This is a genomic window from Pseudomonas sp. B111 (genome assembly GCF_026428275.1).
Taxonomy (GTDB): domain Bacteria; phylum Pseudomonadota; class Gammaproteobacteria; order Pseudomonadales; family Pseudomonadaceae; genus Pseudomonas; species Pseudomonas aeruginosa.
On record NZ_CP097857.1, the window covers coordinates 3,245,453 to 3,261,117 of the forward strand.

The 15,665-nt window shown below is 63.4% G+C and carries 14 protein-coding genes; 2 read left to right on the plus strand and 12 right to left on the minus strand.

Features of this window, described 5'->3' with window-relative positions:
• Positions 1–111 precede the first annotated feature (111 nt).
• The 9 genes from sucD to sdhC form a co-directional block, all read right to left on the minus strand.
• Complete coding sequence (gene sucD, locus M6E97_RS15015) at positions 112–999, minus strand: succinate--CoA ligase subunit alpha (protein WP_003087428.1); 888 nt, start codon at positions 997–999, stop codon at positions 112–114.
• Positions 999–2,165 (minus strand): ADP-forming succinate--CoA ligase subunit beta, encoded by a 1,167-nt coding sequence (sucC, locus tag M6E97_RS15020; RefSeq protein ID WP_003087425.1) that lies wholly within the window; start codon positions 2,163–2,165, stop codon positions 999–1,001. Before sucC ends, sucD begins: the two co-directional genes overlap by 1 nt.
• 328 nt (positions 2,166–2,493) lie before the next feature.
• Positions 2,494–3,930: a dihydrolipoyl dehydrogenase gene (gene lpdA, locus M6E97_RS15025; protein WP_015503157.1), complete on the minus strand. Its 1,437-nt coding sequence runs from the start codon at positions 3,928–3,930 to the stop codon at positions 2,494–2,496.
• Between the two features lie 68 nt (positions 3,931–3,998).
• A complete protein-coding gene (gene odhB, locus M6E97_RS15030) occupies positions 3,999–5,228 on the minus strand; it encodes a 2-oxoglutarate dehydrogenase complex dihydrolipoyllysine-residue succinyltransferase (RefSeq protein WP_003114264.1) in 1,230 nt (409 codons plus the stop codon).
• A gap of 42 nt (positions 5,229–5,270) precedes the next feature.
• Positions 5,271–8,102, minus strand: a complete 2,832-nt coding sequence (locus M6E97_RS15035) for a 2-oxoglutarate dehydrogenase E1 component (RefSeq protein WP_003087413.1) — start codon at positions 8,100–8,102, stop codon at positions 5,271–5,273.
• 256 nt (positions 8,103–8,358) lie between these two features.
• On the minus strand, positions 8,359–9,066 hold the full coding sequence (locus tag M6E97_RS15040; RefSeq protein WP_003087410.1) for a succinate dehydrogenase iron-sulfur subunit: 708 nt from the start codon (positions 9,064–9,066) through the stop codon (positions 8,359–8,361).
• Positions 9,067–9,077: 11 nt separating this feature from the next.
• Entirely contained in the window at positions 9,078–10,850 is a 1,773-nt protein-coding gene (gene sdhA, locus M6E97_RS15045; RefSeq protein WP_003087407.1) for a succinate dehydrogenase flavoprotein subunit, read from the minus strand.
• Between the two features lie 3 nt (positions 10,851–10,853).
• Entirely contained in the window at positions 10,854–11,222 is a 369-nt protein-coding gene (gene sdhD / locus M6E97_RS15050; protein WP_003104386.1) for a succinate dehydrogenase, hydrophobic membrane anchor protein, read from the minus strand.
• The gene (gene sdhC / locus M6E97_RS15055) at positions 11,216–11,602 is read right to left on the minus strand and encodes a succinate dehydrogenase, cytochrome b556 subunit (RefSeq protein WP_003104388.1); all 387 of its coding nucleotides are present in this window, start codon (positions 11,600–11,602) and stop codon (positions 11,216–11,218) included. The genes sdhD and sdhC overlap by 7 nt, the downstream gene beginning before the upstream one ends.
• 348 nt (positions 11,603–11,950) lie before the next feature.
• Between sdhC and gltA the strand changes: the two genes are divergently transcribed.
• A complete protein-coding gene (gene gltA / locus M6E97_RS15060; RefSeq protein WP_003087400.1) occupies positions 11,951–13,237 on the plus strand; it encodes a citrate synthase in 1,287 nt (428 codons plus the stop codon).
• 114 nt (positions 13,238–13,351) lie between these two features.
• Here the strand turns inward: gltA and M6E97_RS15065 are convergent, their stop codons facing one another.
• The 3 genes from M6E97_RS15065 to M6E97_RS15075 form a co-directional block, all read right to left on the minus strand.
• The gene (locus M6E97_RS15065; RefSeq protein WP_003104390.1) at positions 13,352–13,960 is read right to left on the minus strand and encodes an START domain-containing protein; all 609 of its coding nucleotides are present in this window, start codon (positions 13,958–13,960) and stop codon (positions 13,352–13,354) included.
• A gap of 133 nt (positions 13,961–14,093) precedes the next feature.
• Positions 14,094–14,348 (minus strand): YkgJ family cysteine cluster protein, encoded by a 255-nt coding sequence (locus M6E97_RS15070; RefSeq protein WP_003087397.1) that lies wholly within the window; start codon positions 14,346–14,348, stop codon positions 14,094–14,096.
• Between the two features lie 103 nt (positions 14,349–14,451).
• Positions 14,452–15,207 (minus strand): hypothetical protein, encoded by a 756-nt coding sequence (locus tag M6E97_RS15075; RefSeq protein ID WP_033938530.1) that lies wholly within the window; start codon positions 15,205–15,207, stop codon positions 14,452–14,454.
• Positions 15,208–15,319: 112 nt separating this feature from the next.
• Between M6E97_RS15075 and M6E97_RS15080 the strand changes: the two genes are divergently transcribed.
• Entirely contained in the window at positions 15,320–15,661 is a 342-nt protein-coding gene (locus tag M6E97_RS15080; RefSeq protein ID WP_003087393.1) for a DMT family protein, read from the plus strand.
• Positions 15,662–15,665: the final 4 nt, after the last annotated feature.

Below are 15,665 nucleotides of genomic sequence, written 5' to 3' on the forward strand. Positions count from 1 at the left end.
TGGCAATGATAGCGCATCGCGGCAACATTCGTTTGACGGATGCGATAGAACGACGAAGGCCACCGCTGTGAGGCGGTGGCCTTCGTCCTGGAACTCAGAAAACCCGGGAAATCAGGCCTTCTTCACTTCCCAACCGGTCAGCTCGGCCAGGGCCTTGCCGATGTCGGCCAGGGAACGCACGGTCTTCACACCGGCGTCCTGCAGGGCGGCGAACTTCTCGTCCGCGGTGCCCTTGCCGCCGGAGATGATGGCGCCGGCGTGGCCCATGCGCTTGCCCGGAGGGGCAGTCACGCCAGCGATGTAGGACACCACCGGCTTGGTCACGTTGGCCTTGATGAAGGCCGCGGCTTCTTCTTCGGCGGAACCGCCGATCTCGCCGATCATGACGATGGCTTCGGTCTGCGGATCTTCCTGGAACAGCTTCAGGATGTCGATGAAGTTGGAGCCCGGGATCGGGTCGCCGCCGATGCCCACGCAGGTGGACTGGCCGAAGCCGGCGTCGGTGGTCTGCTTCACGGCTTCGTAGGTCAGGGTGCCGGAACGCGACACGATGCCTACCTTGCCCGGCAGGTGGATGTGACCCGGCATGATGCCGATCTTGCACTCGCCGGGAGTGATCACGCCCGGGCAGTTCGGGCCGATCAGGCGTACGCCCAGCTCGTCGCACTTGACCTTGGCGTCCAGCATGTCGAGGGTCGGGATGCCTTCGGTGATGCAGACGATCAGCTTGATGCCGCCGAATGCCGCTTCCAGGATCGAGTCCTTGCAGAACGGAGCCGGAACGTAGATGACCGAGGCTTCGGCGCCGGTGGCTTCCACGGCTTCCTTGACAGTGTTGAACACCGGCAGGCCGAGGTGGGTGGTGCCGCCCTTGCCGGGGGTCACGCCGCCGACCATCTTGGTGCCGTAGGCGATGGCCTGTTCGGAGTGGAAGGTGCCCTGGCTACCGGTGAAGCCTTGGCAGATGACTTTGGTGTCTTTGTTGATCAGGACGCTCATTACTTACCCTCCGCGGCCTTGACGACTTGCTGGGCAGCGTCGGTCAGGCTGGTTGCCGCGATGATGTTCAGGCCGCTTTCGGCCAGGACCTTGGCACCCAGTTCAGCGTTGTTGCCTTCCAGGCGGACGACAACCGGAACCTTCACGCCGACTTCTTTGACGGCGCCGATGATGCCTTCGGCGATCATGTCGCAACGCACGATGCCGCCGAAGATGTTCACCAGGACAGCCTTCACGTTGCTGTCGGACAGGATGATCTTGAACGCTTCGGTCACGCGCTCCTTGGTCGCACCGCCGCCAACGTCGAGGAAGTTGGCCGGCTTGCCGCCGTGCAGGTTGACGATGTCCATGGTACCCATGGCCAGGCCGGCGCCGTTGACCATGCAGCCGATGTTGCCTTCCAGCGCGACGTAGTTCAGCTCCCACTTCTGCGCATGGGCTTCACGGGCGTCGTCCTGGGACGGGTCGTGCATGGCGCGCAGCTTCGGCTGACGGTACAGGGCGTTGCTGTCGATGTTGATCTTGGCATCCAGGCAGTGCAGGTTGCCGTCTTTCTTGATCACCAGCGGGTTCACTTCCAGCAGGGCCAGGTCGTAGTCCTGGAACAGCTTCGCCAGGCCGACGAAGATATGGGTGAACTGCTTGATCTGGTCGCCCTTCAGGCCCAGCTGGAAGGCCAGCTCGCGGCCCTGGTACGGCTGCGCGCCGACCAGCGGGTCGATGGTGGCCTTGAGGATCTTCTCGGGAGTGTCGTGGGCGACCTTCTCGATGTCCACGCCACCTTCGGTGGAAGCCATGAACACGATGCGGCGGCTGGAACGATCGACGACGGCGCCGAGGTACAGCTCCTTGTCGATGTCGGTGCAGGACTCCACCAGGATCTTGCTGACCGGCTGGCCGTTGGCGTCGGTCTGGTAGGTCACCAGGTTCTTGCCCAGCCACTGCTGGGCGAACGCCTTGGCGTCCTCTTTGCTCTTCACCAGCTTCACACCGCCCGCTTTACCGCGGCCGCCGGCGTGCACCTGAGCTTTGACGACCCACTCGCTGCCGCCGATCTTGTCGCAGGCTTCTGCGGCCTCTTCGGGGGTGTCTACGGCAAAGCCCTTGGATACAGGCAGGCCGTATTCAGCGAACAGCTGCTTACCCTGATATTCGTGGAGATTCATGCTTGTCTACCGTTATTCGTCTAGGTATTGCGCATTTCGGCGGAGCGCTCGTGGCACCCCACCACCTGTGACCGTCGCTTCGCGAACCACCCGGCTCGCGAAAAAACAGTCCGGCGGCATACGCCTGCGGCCACCTCGCAACGGTCGCCGGCGCTCACCCGCCGTGGTTCTTCTGAAAGTCTGCCGCCTGCGTCATCCCGACGCAGGCGGCAAACCGTGGATTCTACAGAACCCGGACCCGACAAGGCCAGGAACCTGTCCTGGCCTGACGGACGACGCGTCCCGCGTCGCTGTGACGCCCCTGGCGTGAACCGGGGCGTCGGATCACTCAGCGCTTCTTGCGGTTGGCGATGTGGATGGCATGGCCATTCACCGCCAGGGCAGCTTCGTGCAGGGCCTCGGACAGCGTCGGGTGGGAGAAGACCATCATGCCCAGGTCTTCGGCGCTGGTGCCGAATTCCATGCCGATCGCGCCTTGCTGTACCAGCTCGGCGGCGCTCGGGCCGATCACGTGGACGCCCAGGACGCGGTCGGTCTTCGCATCGGCGATGACCTTGACCAGGCCGGTGGTGTCGTTGGCAGCCATCGCGCGACCGCTGGCGGCGAACGGGAAGGTGCCGACGTTGACTTCGACGCCCTCGGCCTTGAGGGTCTGCTCGGTCTTGCCGACCCAGGCGATTTCCGGGTGGGTGTAGATGACCGACGGGATCAGGTCGTAGTTCATCTGCGCCTTGTGGCCGGCGATGCGCTCGGCGACCATCACGCCCTCTTCCGAGGCCTTGTGCGCGAGCATCGCGCCGCGAACCACGTCACCGATGGCGAAGACGCCCGGAACGCTGGTCTTGCAGTAGTCGTCGACGTAGATGAAGCCACGCTCGTCCAGGGTCACGCCGCTGTCGGCGGCCAGCAGGTCGGTGGTCACCGGGCGACGGCCGACCGCGACGATCAGCTTGTCGAAGGTTTCCTTCTGCTCGCCGTTGGCATCGGTGAAGGTCACGGTGACCTGCTTCTTCTTCACTTCCGAAGCGGTCACGCGGGCGCCCAGGCGAATGTTCAGGCCTTGCTTGGTCAGGACCTTCAGGGCTTCCTTGGCGATCTGCTCGTCGGCAGCCGGGAGGAACTTGTCCAGGGCTTCCAGCACGGTCACCTCGGCACCCAGGCGGGCCCATACCGAACCCAGCTCCAGGCCGATGACGCCAGCGCCGATCACACCCAGCTTCTTCGGCACGGCCTGGAATTCCAGGGCGCCGGTGGAGTCGACGATGATGTCGTCGGTCAGCGGGGCCGGCGGGATCTCCACCGGGCGGGAGCCGGAAGCGATGATCACGTTCTCGGCTTCCAGGACCTGGGTCTTGCCGTCCAGACCGGTCACTTCCACCTGCTTGTTGGCCAGCAGCTTGCCGTGGCCTTCGAAGGAGGTCACGCCGTTGGCCTTGAACAGGGTAGCGATGCCGCCGGTCAGGTTCTTGACGATGTTGGCCTTGCGCGCAACCATCGCCGGAACGTCGATGGTGACGCCCTTGGCTTCGATACCATGGACTTTGAAGGCCTCTTTGGCCTCATGGTACTTGTAGGAGCTGTCCAGCAGCGCCTTGGACGGGATGCAGCCAACGTTCAGGCAGGTACCGCCGAGCGCCACCTTGCCTTCCTTGCCGATGTACTTCTCGATGCAGGCGGTCTTCAGGCCCAGCTGGGCAGCGCGGATGGCGGCAACGTAACCGCCGGGGCCGGCACCAATCACTACCACGTCGAATTTCTGGCTCATATCTCAATCCTTATTCGGGTGAAACCGGACGGCCCCACGAGGGGGCCGCCGTGAAGAGAAACGCTAAATCAGACGTCCAGCAGCAGGCGAGCCGGATCTTCAAGCAGGTCCTTGATCGCCACCAGGAAGCTCACCGCTTCCTTGCCGTCGATCAGACGGTGGTCGTAGGACAGCGCCAGATACATCATCGGCAGGATCACCACCTGGCCGTTCACGGCCATCGGGCGCTCCTGGATCTTGTGCATGCCGAGGATGGCGGTCTGCGGCGGGTTGACGATCGGGGTCGACAGCAGGGAACCGAACACGCCACCGTTGGAGATGGTGAAGGTGCCGCCGGTCATGTCTTCGATGGTCAGCTTGCCTTCCTTCGCCTTCTTGCCGAAGTTGGCGATGCCGCCCTCGATCTCGGCCAGGCTCATGAACTCGGCGTTACGCAGTACCGGAACCACCAGGCCGCGGTCGCTGGAAACGGCAACGCCGATGTCCTGGTAGCCGTGGTAGACGATGTCGTTGCCGTCGATGGAAGCGTTGACCCCCGGGAAGCGCTTCAGCGCCTCGGTGGCGGCCTTGACGAAGAAGGACATGAAGCCCAGGCGCACGCCGTTGTGCTTCTTCTCGAACAGGTCCTTGTACTTCGAACGCAGGTCCATGATCGGCTTCATGTTGACCTCGTTGAAGGTGGTCAGCATGGCCATGGCGGACTGCGCCTCGACCAGGCGCTCGGCGACCTTGGCCCGCAGGCGGGTCATCGGCACGCGCTTCTCGACACGGTCGCCGGCGGCGAAGATCGGCGCCTCGGCAGCCGGGGCGGCAGGCTTGGCCGGGGCGGCCGGGGCGTTCTTCTTCGCTTCGACCGCAGCGACCACGTCTTCCTTGGTCACGCGACCGCCCTTGCCGGTGCCGGCGATGCTGTTCGGATCGATACCGGCCTCCTCGGCCAGCTTGCGCGCGGCCGGGGACAGGATGGCGTCGTCGCCGCCAGCAGCGGCCGGAGCGGCGGCCTGGGCAGCCGGAGCGGCGGCGGGCGCAGCGGCAGCCGGAGCGGCCGGAGCGGCGGCGCCGCCTTCGTTCAGCTTGCCGAGCAGCTCGTTGCTCAGAACGGTGTCGCCTTCATTCTTGATGATCTCGGCCAGCACGCCGTCAGCCTCGGCGAGAACCTCGATGACCACCTTGTCGGTCTCGATGTCGACGATCAGTTCGTCGCGCTTGACCGCTTCGCCCGGCTTCTTGTGCCAGGTGGCGACGGTGCCGTCGGCGACCGATTCCGGGAAGGTTGGGGCTTTGATTTCGATAGCCATTGTGTGCGTTTCCTTAAATTCGGTTTCTTCAGCGCGTAGGCGTTAAACAGTAAAGGCGTCTTGCAGCAGTTTTTCCTGCTGCTCGGCGTGCATCGAGGCGTAGCCGCAAGCCGGAGCAGCGGAGCCTTCGCGGCCGGCGTACTCGAGATTGAGGCCCTTCTTGTGCGCGGCGATGACACGACGCATGTGATGCTGGCTGCAGAACCAGGCGCCCTGGTTCATCGGCTCTTCCTGGCACCAGACGATGTGCTTGAGGTTCTTGTAGGGAGCCAGAACTTCCGCCAGGTCGTCTTCCGGGAACGGATACAGCTGCTCGATACGGACGATCGCGGTATCTTCGCGGCCTTCCGCGCGACGCTTCTCCAGCAGGTCGTAGTACACCTTGCCGCTGCACAGCACGACGCGGTCGACCTTCTTCGGATCCAGGCTGTCGATTTCCGGGATCACGGTCTGGAAGGAACCGTTGGCCAGATCTTCCAGGGTCGAGATGGCGAGCTTGTGACGCAGCAGGGACTTCGGCGTCATCACCACCAGCGGCTTGCGCAGCGGGCGGATCACCTGACGGCGGAGCATGTGGTAGACCTGAGCCGGGGTGGTCGGCACGCAGACCTGGATGTTCTGCTCGGCGCAGAGCTGCAGGTAGCGCTCCAGGCGCGCGGAGGAGTGTTCCGGACCCTGCCCCTCATAGCCGTGCGGCAGCAGCATGGTCAGGCCGCAGAGTCGGCCCCATTTGCTTTCGCCACTGGTGATGAACTGGTCGATGACCACCTGGGCGCCGTTGGCGAAGTCGCCGAACTGGGCTTCCCAGATCACCAGCGAATTCGGCGTGGTGGTGGCGAAACCGTATTCGAACGCCAGCACGGCCTCTTCCGAAAGGAAGGAATCGTAGATATCCAGGCGCGGCTGGCCATCGAACAGATTGGCCAGCGGTACGTAGACCGAGTCGTCCTTCTGGTTGTGCAGCACCGCGTGACGGTGCGAGAAGGTGCCACGGCCGACGTCCTGGCCGGTCATCCGTACCGGATGGCCTTCGAACAGCAGGGTCGCGTAGGCCAGGGTCTCGGCGAAGCCCCAGTTGATCGGCAGGCCACCGGCCGCCATCTTCTGGCGATCTTCGTAGATCTTCGAAACCTGGCGCTGAACCACGAAGCCTTCCGGCACTTCCAGCATCTTGCTGGACAGTTCCTGCAGGGTCTTCAGGTCGAAGCGGGTGTCGTGACGCGCGGTCCAGGCATGGCCCAGGTACGGACGCCAGTCGACGAACAGTTCCTTGTTGGGCTCCTTGACCAGGCTCTTCACCACGTGCAGGCCGTTGTCCAGGGCATCGCGGTAGTCGTCGATCTTCGACTGAACCTGCTCGGCGCTGAGCACGCCGGCGTTCACCAGCGCATCGGCGTACAGCTCGCGGGTAGTACGCTGCTTGGCGATCTGCTGGTACATCAGCGGCTGGGTGCCGCTCGGCTCGTCCGCCTCGTTGTGGCCGCGGCGACGGTAGCAGACCAGGTCGATGACCACGTCACGCTTGAACTGCATGCGATAGTCGACGGCCAGCTGGGTGACGAACAGCACGGCTTCGGGATCGTCGCCGTTGACGTGGAAGATCGGCGCCTGAATCATCTTCGCCACGTCGGTGGCGTACTCGGTGGAACGCGCATCGTCCTGGCGGCTGGTGGTGAAGCCGACCTGGTTGTTGATCACCAGGTGGATGGTGCCACCGGTCTTGTAGGCGCGGGTCTGCGACATCTGGAAGGTTTCCATGACCACGCCCTGCCCCGCGAAGGCGGCATCGCCGTGGATGGAAATCGGTACCACCTTGTCGCCGGAGCTGTCCTTGCGGCGGTCCTGGCGGGCACGAACGGAACCCTCGACCACCGGGGAAACGATTTCCAGGTGGGACGGGTTGAACGCCAGCGCCAGGTGGACTTCGCCGCCGCTGGTCATCACGTTCGAGGAGAAGCCCTGGTGGTACTTCACGTCACCGGAGCCCAGCTCGACGATCTTCTTGCCTTCGAACTCGTCGAACAGGTCGCGCGGGTTCTTGCCCAGGGTGTTGACCAGGACGTTCAGGCGACCGCGGTGGGCCATGCCGATGACGATTTCCTTGGCGCCGTAGGAACCGCAGCGCTGGATGATCTCGTCGACCATCGGGATCAGGCTTTCGCCGCCTTCCAGGCCGAAACGCTTGGTGCCCGGGTACTTGGTGCCCAGGTACTTCTCCAGGCCTTCGGCCGCGGTCAGGCGCTCGAGCAGGTGCGCACGCGCCTCGGCGGAGAAGCCGGGACGGCCACGCACGCTTTCCAGGCGCTGGAGGAACCACTTGCGCTGCTCGGAATCGACGATGTGCATGAACTCGGCGCCGAAGGTACCGCAATAGGTGCTCTTCAGGCTGTCGACGATTTCACGCAGGGTCGCCTCTTCCTTGCCGATGTAAAGCTCACCGGTGCGGAAAGTGGTATCCAGGTCGGCACCCGTCAGACCGTAGTGGTCGATCGACAGGTCGGCAGGCGCGGGACGCTGCCACAGGCCGAGCGGGTCGAGGGTGGAAGCCTGGTGGCCGCGGAGACGGTAAGCGTGAATGAGACGAAGGACTTCGACCTGTTTCTTCTCGTGCTCGCTGCTCACGCTACCGGCGGAAACCGGCTGGGCACGGCGCTGGTTCTTGGCCAGCAGGACGAAATGATCGCGCACTGTGGAGTGCGAGACGTCGGGGGCGGGATTGCCATCGGCGGGAAGCTTCTGGAAATACGTGCGCCACTCTTCTGGCACAGCGTTAGGGTCGTGCAGGTAGAGCTCGTAGAGCTCTTCGACGTAGGCAGCGTTACCACCGGATAGATGGGCACTGTTCCACATCCGCTGCATTACGCTTTCGTGCATGCTAGGTCACCCTCGGTAAGGGGACAACCACCTGGCGAAACCTTGAAGGCTCCGAAGTCCTCAGGCAGCGACATCGGTATGGCCACTACAGATCCCGCAGATAGTCCGGGTACCAGCCCGGATGCCCCTGCTGGTCATATTTTTCAAATCTGGGCCATGGCTTTGTGAGCTTGGCCCGCTTAGTTGCTGCGACGCCGGAAGAACTCCGGCGCCACAGGTGTTGCTAGGTACAACTCATATAACAACTGCGAGAGGATCAGGTTCCGCTCTGCAGCAGCATATTACGCACGTGGCCGATCGCCTTGGTCGGGTTCAGACCCTTCGGGCAAACGTTCACGCAGTTCATGATTCCGCGGCAGCGGAACACACTGAACGGGTCGTCCAGCGAAGCCAGGCGCTCTTCGGTCTTGGTGTCACGGCTGTCGGCCAGGAAACGATAGGCTTGCAGCAGTGCGGCCGGACCGAGGAACTTGTCGGGGTTCCACCAGAAGGACGGGCAGGAGGTCGAGCAGCAGGCGCACAGGATGCACTCGTACAGACCGTCCAGCTTCTCGCGCTCTTCCGGGGTCTGCAGACGCTCGATGGCCGGGGCCGGCGTATCGTTCTGCAGGAACGGCTTCACCTTCTCGTATTGCTTGTAGAAGATGCTCATGTCCACGACCAGGTCACGAATGACCGGCAGGCCGGGCAGCGGACGGATCACCAGCTTGCCGCCCTTCAGGCCGGCGGCCGACAGCGGGGTGATGCAGGCCAGGCCGTTCTTGCCGTTGATGTTCATGCCATCGGAGCCGCAGACGCCTTCACGGCAGGAACGACGGTAGGAGAAGCCCTCGTCCTGTTCCTTGATCAGCGCCAGCACGTCGAGGACCATCACGTCCTTGCCGTTGGTGTCGACCTGGAAATCCTGCATGTACGGCGCAGCATCTTTGTCGGGGTTGTAACGATAAACACTCACTTGCAACATGGCGGGCACCCTTAGTAAGTCCGAACCTTGGGTTCGAATGCCGGAACGGTCTTCGGCGCGAAGTTGACGGAACGCTTGGATACGCGCTTCTCACCCGGGAAGTACAGGGTGTGGCACAGCCAGTTCTCGTCGTCGCGCTCCTCGAAGTCTTCACGGGCGTGGGCGCCACGGGACTCCTTGCGGTGCTCGGCCGCGATCGCGGTGGCCTCGGCCACCTCGAGGAGGTTTTGCAGTTCCAGCGCTTCGATGCGCGCGGTGTTGAATGCCTGGCTCTTGTCGTTGATCTTGACGTTGGCGATACGCTCGCGCAGGTCGGCCAGCTGGGCGATGCCCTTCTGCATGTACTCGCCGGTGCGGAACACACCGAAGTAGTTCTGCATGCAGCTTTGCAGCTCGCGCTTGAGCGGAGCGACTTCTTCGCCGCTGGTGCGCTCGTTCACGCCGTTCAGGCGCTTGAAGGAGGCTTCCAGGTCGCTCTCGGAAGCGCCGCGGGCGTCGATGCCTTCTTTCAGCGCTTTTTCCAGGTGCAGACCGGCGGCACGGCCGAATACCACCAGGTCGAGCAGCGAGTTGCCGCCCAGGCGGTTGGCGCCGTGTACCGATACGCAGGCCACTTCGCCTACGGCGAACAGGCCTTCGACGATCTGGTCGTTGCCGTTGGCATCCTGGGTGATGGCCTGGCCATGGATGTTGGTGGCAACGCCACCCATCATGTAGTGGCAGGTCGGGATCACCGGGATCGGCGCGACGACCGGGTCGACGTGGGCGAAGGTCTTGGACAGTTCGCAGATGCCAGGCAGGCGGCTGTGCAGGACTTCCTCGCCGAGGTGGTCGAGCTTCAGCAGCACGTGGTCCTTGTTCGGGCCCACGCCGTTGCCGGCCAGGACTTCCTTGACCATGGAACGGGCGACCACGTCGCGGCCGGCCAGGTCCTTCGCGTTCGGCGCATAACGCTCCATGAAGCGCTCGCCGTGGGCGTTGATCAGGTAACCGCCTTCGCCGCGGCAACCTTCGGTGACCAGTACACCGGCGCCGGCGATGCCGGTCGGGTGGAACTGCCACATCTCGATGTCCTGCACCGGCACGCCGGCACGCAGGGCCATGCCCACGCCGTCACCGGTGTTGATCAGCGCGTTGGTGGTGGAGGCGTAGATACGGCCGGCACCGCCAGTGGCCAGGACCACGGCCTTGGAACGGATGTAGACGGTCTCGCCGGTCTCGATGCAGATGGCGATGATGCCGACCACCGCGCCGTCCTGGTTCTTCACCAGGTCGACCGCGTACCACTCGTTGAGGAACGAGGTGCCATTCTTCAGGTTGGCCTGGTACAGGGTGTGCAGCAGCGCGTGGCCGGTACGGTCGGCGGCGGCGCAGGTACGGGCGGCCTGGCCACCCTTGCCGAAGTCCTTGGACTGGCCGCCGAACGGACGCTGGTAGATGCGGCCGGTTTCGGTACGGGAGAACGGCAGGCCCATGTGCTCGAGCTCGAACACGGCCTCGGGGCCGACGGAACACATGTATTCGATCGCGTCCTGGTCACCGATGTAGTCGGAGCCCTTGACGGTGTCGTACATGTGCCAACGCCAATCGTCGTTCGGGTCGGCCGAAGCGATGGCGCAGGTGATGCCACCCTGTGCGGATACGGTGTGGGAACGGGTCGGGAAGACCTTGGTCACCACGGCGGTCTTGTGGCCGCCCTGGGCCAGTTGCAGCGCGGCACGCATGCCGGCGCCACCGCCACCGACGATGATGGCGTCAAAGGAAAGTGTACGAATGCTAGCCATGGATCACATACCCCAAAGAATCTGCACACCCCAGACGAAGAATGCGAACATCGCCATGCCGCAAACCGCCTGGAAGAGGAAACGCACGACTGTCGCCGCCTTGCCGAGAGCCATCGAAGTCAGGTAGTCGGTGGAGATGGTCCACATACCGACCCACGCATGGACGCTCAGGGCAACCAGGGTCAACAGGCTGAAGATGCGCATCCAACCCTGCGAGAACAGGCCGTGCCAGTCCGCGTAGGAAATGTTGGGGTGAGCAATGAGGTAGCCCAGCAGGAAAATGACATAAGCCGCGAGAACGACCGCGGAAACGCGCTGAGCCATCCAGTCGTAGAGGCCGGAGCGCGAGAAGTTTGTGACGTTAGTTACCATACCCATACCCCCGCCAGAACGATCAGCACCACCGCGATGGCGATGACGATTTTGGAGCCACGCTTACCGCCTTCCAGCGTCTCGCCGACGCCAGCGTCCATGACCAGGTGGCGAACACCGGCCACCAGGTGGTACAGCAGCGCAGACAGCAGGCCCCAGATCACCAGCTTGGCCAGGGGACTGGTCAGGCACGCCTTCACCTGCTCGAAGCCTTCTTCCGAACTCAGCGACTTGTCGAGCGCGAACAGCAGCACGGCAATACCGAGGAACAGGATGACGCCAGAGATACGGTGGAGAATGGACGTGTAAGCGGTGACAGGGAGTTTGATGGTCCTTAGGTCTAGGTTTACAGGTCGTTTGCTATTCACGGCTTTTTTCACACTGAGAGCCCTAACGAACAGGGCTAGTTGTCGGGAAGTGCACTTGTCAGGTACCCATCACCAGGGAGTGGCGACCGTCTATGAAAGCGGGCCAGGAATACCCCTTGCGGTCGGACGCCGAGTATAGACAGTTAGGCTACTAATGACAACGAAAACACCCATCGCCAAATGGTTGATTGCGGGCCTTTTATAAAAGGCGTAAATAGCCCCCTTTTTCTGCGAAAACCCCGCAACGAAAGGCTCTACGGCATGGATTCGCGCAAATTGACTTTCGAATTTATCCCTCTATAGTGGTGCGGGCCCTGCGTGGGGGGTACTGATGATTTCAAGCATAAATAGGAGGCCATCATGGCTGACAAAAAAGCGCAGTTGATCATCGAGGGCTCAGCCCCCGTCGAACTGCCCGTCCTATCCGGTACCATGGGTCCCGATGTAGTGGATGTACGGGGCCTCACCGCCACGGGCCACTTCACTTTCGATCCTGGCTTCATGTCGACCGCCTCCTGCGAGTCGAAGATCACCTATATCGACGGCGACAAAGGCGTCCTCCTCCATCGCGGCTACCCCATCGAGCAACTGGCAGAGAAATCCGACTACCTGGAAACCTGCTACCTGCTGCTGAACGGCGAGCTGCCCACCGCCGCGCAGAAGGAACAGTTCGTCGGCACCATCAAGAACCACACCATGGTTCACGAGCAGTTGAAGACCTTCTTCAACGGCTTCCGCCGCGACGCCCATCCGATGGCCGTGATGTGCGGCGTGATCGGCGCCCTCTCGGCCTTCTACCACGACTCCCTGGACATCAATAACCCGAAGCATCGCGAAGTCTCCGCGCATCGCCTGATCGCCAAGATGCCGACCATCGCCGCCATGGTGTACAAGTACTCCAAGGGCGAGCCGATGATGTATCCGCGTAACGACCTGAACTACGCGGAAAACTTCCTGCACATGATGTTCAACACCCCCTGCGAGACCAAGCCGATCAGCCCCGTGCTGGCCAAGGCCATGGACCGCATCTTCATTCTCCACGCCGACCACGAGCAGAACGCCTCCACCTCCACGGTGCGTCTGGCCGGCTCCTCCGGCGCCAATCCGTTCGCCTGCATCGCCTCCGGCATCGCCGCCCTGTGGGGACCGGCCCATGGCGGCGCGAACGAAGCGGTGCTGCGCATGCTCGACGAGATCGGCGACGTGTCCAACATCGACAAGTTCGTCGAGAAGGCCAAGGACAAGAACGATCCGTTCAAGCTGATGGGCTTCGGCCATCGTGTCTACAAGAACTTCGACCCGCGCGCCAAGGTCATGAAGCAGACCTGCGACGAGGTCCTCCAGGAGCTGGGCATCAACGACCCGCAACTGGAACTGGCGATGAAGCTGGAAGAAATCGCCCGCCACGACCCCTACTTCGTGGAACGCAACCTGTACCCGAACGTCGACTTCTACTCGGGGATCATCCTCAAGGCGATCGGCATTCCGACCAGCATGTTCACCGTGATCTTCGCCCTGGCGCGTACCGTCGGCTGGATCTCGCACTGGCAGGAAATGCTCTCCGGTCCCTATAAGATCGGCCGCCCGCGCCAGCTCTATACCGGCCACACCCAGCGCGACTTCACCGCCCTCAAGGATCGCGGCTGAAACCCGTCACGCCTGGCGAGAAAGGCTGCTTCGGCAGCCTTTTTTGTGCCCGCCCCTTTCCTCCGGACACAAAAAAACCGCCCCGGAGGCGGTCTTTTTGCAACGAAGGCGCGCTCAGCGCTTCTCGGCGGCGCTACGCAGGCCCTTGAGGGTGTTCAGCGGCGCGTCGACCACGAAGCTGTTGGCCAACCAGGAAGGAATGCTGCCACCCGGCTCGGTTTCCACCTGGTAGGTCACTTCCGTCACGCCCTGCCCCTTCGGCTGCAACTTCCACTCGCCGACCAGCTTGGGCACGCGGATCTGGCCCTTTTCCTCGGGGATATAGGTCGGATCGGCCTTAAGGTGACGGATCACGGTGCCATCCGCAGTCTTCTCGGTGGTGACATGGATGACCACGTCGCGACCGGTGACCGGCCAGGGCATGTCGATCTTCGAGTAGGTCCAGGCGTCGGCGCCTTCCTGCTTCAGGAGTTTCATCTCGGCGCAGGCATGGATCCACTTGCAGGAACCCTTGACGTCCTCCTGCAGCGCCTCGATGGTCGCCACGTCGGCCTTGATGTCGGTAACGCCGCGATAAGCCTTGTACTTGGAGCCCTGGACACTGCTGAGGTAGACCTTCACGCCGTCCTCGTCCTTGGCCAGCTTCCAGTCTTCGGCCAGCGCATTGCCGGCCACCCCGAACACTGCGGCAGCCAGCACGGTCATACGCAAAATGCCACGCATCGTTCCTGTTCCTCTCTTTATGGTTATTTTCGGTTCGCCGGCCGGGCGGTCGACGCCCTGCAAGCCGCGATCCTGAGCCTTCGGCGCAGGATGCGCAGCAGTATGGCGTGAGACAGCCAGACTTCCAACCCGTTCACGCGGCAGTGATGACTTCCCACTCCGCGATCAGGGCCAGCGCCTGCTCACGGCTGTCGCCGCAGATTTCCGGATCGGCGCCGAACTGGCCGCACACAGCCGGTCGCTCCGGTCGGCCGAACAGCCCGCAGAGATGGTTTTCGTCCAGGTGCAGGCAGCGTACGCCCGCGGGCTTGCCGGCCGGCATGCCCGGCAGCGGAGAGGAAATCGACGGTGCTATGCAGCAGGCGCCGCAGCCGGCTCTACATTGCATGGGAAGGATCTCGCCCGAAAGTTGGCAGAGGAGCGGCCAGGACAGCCGTCCGGAACGGGCGCAAAGAATACGGACCGGCCAGGCCGCCGCCAAGCCCGGCGGATCAGCGGCGCGTTTCCGCCTCGAGACGCGCGCTGCGAAGCTGCCACTGCTCGCGGTTGCCGGCAGCGAACAGCCAGGCCCTGGCCGACTCGGTCGCAGCCCGCCATTGCACCCGGCCCGGCTCGCGCAGGTCGAGGGATTGCGCCGCCATCGAGTGGCCGAGGAAGGCGTTGCCAGCGGAACTCCAGTAGCCGGCGACCCCGGCCGGCAAGACCCAGGAGCGACCTTCCGCCTCGTCATCGACGATACCGGACAAGCGCTCCCCCGCTCCACGCCGCCAGGACAGGGCGACCCGGTTCAGCTCGCTGTCCGCCAGCGCGACGCGCACCTCCACGCCGCCCTGGCGCGGCTCGAACGACAGCTCGTAGGCGCTGAGCCGGCCATCGGCGCAGCGCAGGTGGCCCTTCAGGGACAAGCGTCGACCGACCAGTTCGAAGCTCTCCAGGCTCTGCTCCTGGCAGCGCAACTGCAGGCGACCGGCGCTTTCCCGCCCGGCCCCGAGAAAACCGCCCTCGCTCTCCCACAACGGCGGCCGGGCGCTACCCGCCACTGACAGGGCGAGGCTTTTGTCGCCCCAGCTCAAGCGGTATTCGCCCAGGTCGAAATCGCGCGGGATGGCAAACGCCGGCGGCACCCGCAGCTCGCTCCACAGAGCCGGCTCCCGCGACGCCTGGCTCGCCCACCAGGCGGCCGCCAGCACGACGGCCAGCCCGCTCAAGGCGAGCCCCCAGACCAGCGAGCGCTTGTGCAACCGCATACCTTTCATCCTTTTCCGAGCACCAACCCCTACCGACCGATGCCTGCCCACTTGGTTTTATCGCCGCAGCCAATTAGGCTGCGCCGTCCCAGCCCTCCGGAGCCCATCCATCATGCCTGTCTGGCTGCAAACCGCCTTGTTGCTAGCCTGCTCCAACCTGTTCATGACCTTCGCCTGGTATGGCCACCTGAAGACCCTCAACAGCAAGCCCTGGATCATCGCAGCCCTGATCAGCTGGGGTATCGCGCTGTTCGAATACCTGCTGCAGGTGCCGGCCAACCGCATCGGCTACACCGAACTCTCGGTCGGCCAACTGAAGATCATGCAGGAAGTCATCACCCTGGCGGTCTTCGTCCCGTTCAGCGTCTACTTCATGCAGCAGCCGCTGAAACTGGACTACCTCTGGGCCGGCCTGTGCCTGCTCGGCGCGGTGTACTTCATCTTCCGCGCCTGAGCCG

Coding starts and splice junctions, on each gene's coding strand:
- M6E97_RS15035 (WP_003087413.1), bottom strand. CDS start 8,102: ATGCACGAAAGCGTAATGCAGCGGATGTGGAACAGTGCCCATCTATCC.
- lpdA (WP_015503157.1), bottom strand. CDS start 3,930: ATGAGCCAGAAATTCGACGTGGTAGTGATTGGTGCCGGCCCCGGCGGT.
- odhB (WP_003114264.1), bottom strand. CDS start 5,228: ATGGCTATCGAAATCAAAGCCCCAACCTTCCCGGAATCGGTCGCCGAC.
- M6E97_RS15065 (WP_003104390.1), bottom strand. CDS start 13,960: ATGCGTGGCATTTTGCGTATGACCGTGCTGGCTGCCGCAGTGTTCGGG.
- M6E97_RS15040 (WP_003087410.1), bottom strand. CDS start 9,066: ATGTTGCAAGTGAGTGTTTATCGTTACAACCCCGACAAAGATGCTGCG.
- sdhD (WP_003104386.1), bottom strand. CDS start 11,222: ATGGTAACTAACGTCACAAACTTCTCGCGCTCCGGCCTCTACGACTGG.
- M6E97_RS15070 (WP_003087397.1), bottom strand. CDS start 14,348: ATGCAATGTAGAGCCGGCTGCGGCGCCTGCTGCATAGCACCGTCGATT.
- M6E97_RS15080 (WP_003087393.1), top strand. CDS start 15,320: ATGCCTGTCTGGCTGCAAACCGCCTTGTTGCTAGCCTGCTCCAACCTG.
- sucD (WP_003087428.1), bottom strand. CDS start 999: ATGAGCGTCCTGATCAACAAAGACACCAAAGTCATCTGCCAAGGCTTC.
- sucC (WP_003087425.1), bottom strand. CDS start 2,165: ATGAATCTCCACGAATATCAGGGTAAGCAGCTGTTCGCTGAATACGGC.
- sdhA (WP_003087407.1), bottom strand. CDS start 10,850: ATGGCTAGCATTCGTACACTTTCCTTTGACGCCATCATCGTCGGTGGC.
- M6E97_RS15075 (WP_033938530.1), bottom strand. CDS start 15,207: ATGCGGTTGCACAAGCGCTCGCTGGTCTGGGGGCTCGCCTTGAGCGGG.
- gltA (WP_003087400.1), top strand. CDS start 11,951: ATGGCTGACAAAAAAGCGCAGTTGATCATCGAGGGCTCAGCCCCCGTC.